A 2,245-nucleotide genomic window follows, 5' to 3' on the forward strand; every position below is an offset into this window, starting at 1 on the left:
ATTTTGATTGTTAGATTTTATTCCTGCTTCCTCTAATTTACGATCAAGTGAATCTTGATTTTCTGATACCAATAATTCTTTTTTTGCTTCAATAGTTGCAGCTGTTTTTTCTTGGCGTTTTTTGATTCGTTCCAAGGAATCCAATGCTGTTTGTAATTTTGTTGTCGAATTACCGTAACGCTGAGCAATAGCACTCTGTGCTTTTTGTACACTTTCAGTAGCTTTTACAATATCTACTTGTTGTTTAAGAGTGCGAATATTAATTTCTGTTTGTGATATTGTCTGACGTAAATTTTTTACATTTTCAGCAAAATATATTGCTTGTTCTTCTTGATTTTTACGTTCCGTTTCAAGAACAGAAAGCTTTTCAGCAATTTCTAAGGCTAATTTTTCGTTATCATTTTCTAGTGCTTTGATAGCATAATTTTCATACTCAGTGATTTCAGCTTGAATTTTTTCAACTTCTTTATCTGCTAATTTTTGCTGAGCAAGTATGTTTGCTAATGATTCTTTAGCCTCTTTTAATTCAGCATCCGCATCGCGAATTTCTTGGTCTAATATGCGCAAAGCTTGCAAATCGATAATTGCTTCGCCAGCTTCATTAACACCACCACGAAGTACTGTAACAAGTTTTTTGAAGATAACCATCCTTAATCTCCTTATTATCAATTTTGATTCAATTTATTAAAGTTAATATGATGCTCATAAGCTTCAGTAGCTTTGATAACATTATCTGATAAAGTTTCCAATTCATAAATGATGTCACTTAATAACGAAGATGCACTCAACGCCCCATACATAATATAATTCAATGAACCATCACCAGTTTTTTCTATCGCAATTATTGATAATGGAAATAGTTTTCGAGTACATAATATTTCTTCATTAAATTGAGTCCGCTGGATAACAATATCAACAGGCCAAAGTAGCGCTTCAACGATAATTTGCTGATTTGAAACACTTAAAAATAGAGGAAGATCGCCGTATTTATGCATAACGATATGCAAACAAGCGTCAACACCATCGATAATTTCAATACTAGCAAAATCTTGCTTAAATAATTCTGAATCATGCAAAGCTTGATAAAGATCTGTAATTGACCAAACTTCATTTTTTTTCATTTCATTGTTTTCCTGTTTCTCATTAAAACTTGTGCTACTTACTATTGATAAACGAAATTTTTTTTCAATTTCGAGTAATTTATTTGTATTTTCTGGTAAAATCCAAACATCTTTTTTTATTAAACCTTGTTCACGTAAGCGTCGCCTATATTGCTGTTGGTAAAAAGCAGAGCTTTTGATGTTTTTTTTCATATATTTAGTGTTTAATTTAGTATCTAATAGGTCTTATTTTAGCACAAAATTATTACATGTAATAATTTTGTGCTAAATTCTAATTTGTAGGAAAATGCCGAGTTTTTAGATGGTTACAATAACCATCTAAAAACTCATAAGGTTTTTTTCTTGAAATCGCTTTATGCGGTTAACAATATTATAAATATTAATAAAGCGTTTAAGTTTTTGTTTTCTATCTTTTGAATTACTAAATATATGCTGATTATGCCACATCGCAATTCAAAGTTCGTATCACTCTTTTGAGCTTTCCCATTCGTTTGTGGACAGACTAGTTTCGTGAATTCTTGATGGATACGATGGTTGTTACACGTTTTAACAAATAGGTGTTCGCTGGTGCCTTGATATTCACGTCCATTATCGGAATAAATACATTCAATGGTATAAGGACATTGGGCTAATATATCATTTTGTAAAAACTGTGCCGAGCTAAATTGGGATTTATCAGGGTAAATACCCGCATAAAGCTCACGTGAAAAATCATCAATACCGACAAATAAATATTCTCTAGTTTGCTGTTTCGTTTCATTTTTAAGTAAAGGTAAACGTTTGGTATCAACGTGTAGCATTTCTCCCGGATAGGTTTTGTTATAGCGTTTAGCTTGCCGTCTTAATTTATCTTCAATCGATTTTTCGACTTTAACCAGACGTTTAATTCCATAACGAATGGTTTTATAACGTTCATTCTTACTGGTTAAAGGCACAAAAAGCTTCAATTGGGCTTTCTTTTGTACATTATAAATGGTAGGCCGACTGACCATAAAGCGTTTTGCCAAATCAGTGACCGTTATTTTTTCTTTATGATATAAGCGCCATATCTCATGTCTGTAATAAGGCGTTAGTTTTTTATGTATATTCAATACAGTACTGTATCAAATTACTGTAAACAATGC

Annotated in this window: 2 protein-coding genes and 1 pseudogene; all 3 read right to left on the minus strand. The window is 31.7% G+C overall.

All coding sequences use genetic code 11. The features are described from left to right. The coding region (locus A9G38_RS10315) for a PspA/IM30 family protein (RefSeq protein ID WP_065623269.1) at positions 1-648 on the minus strand (648 nt) is incomplete at its 3' end. Between the two features lie 17 nt (positions 649-665). After that, a complete protein-coding gene (locus A9G38_RS10320; RefSeq protein WP_034915010.1) occupies positions 666-1,313 on the minus strand; it encodes a YjfI family protein in 648 nt (215 codons plus the stop codon). 79 nt (positions 1,314-1,392) lie between these two features. Continuing rightward, positions 1,393-2,212: pseudogene (locus tag A9G38_RS10325) on the minus strand (integrase core domain-containing protein). Positions 2,213-2,245: the final 33 nt, after the last annotated feature.

The organism is Gilliamella sp. Imp1-1 (assembly GCF_001690415.1).
Lineage (GTDB): Bacteria > Pseudomonadota > Gammaproteobacteria > Enterobacterales > Orbaceae > Gilliamella > Gilliamella bombi.

Bases quoted from the DNA above. Each gene is read 5' to 3' on its own strand.
- A9G38_RS10320 (WP_034915010.1), bottom strand. From the start codon at position 1,313: ATGAAAAAAAACATCAAAAGCTCTGCTTTTTACCAACAGCAATATAGG.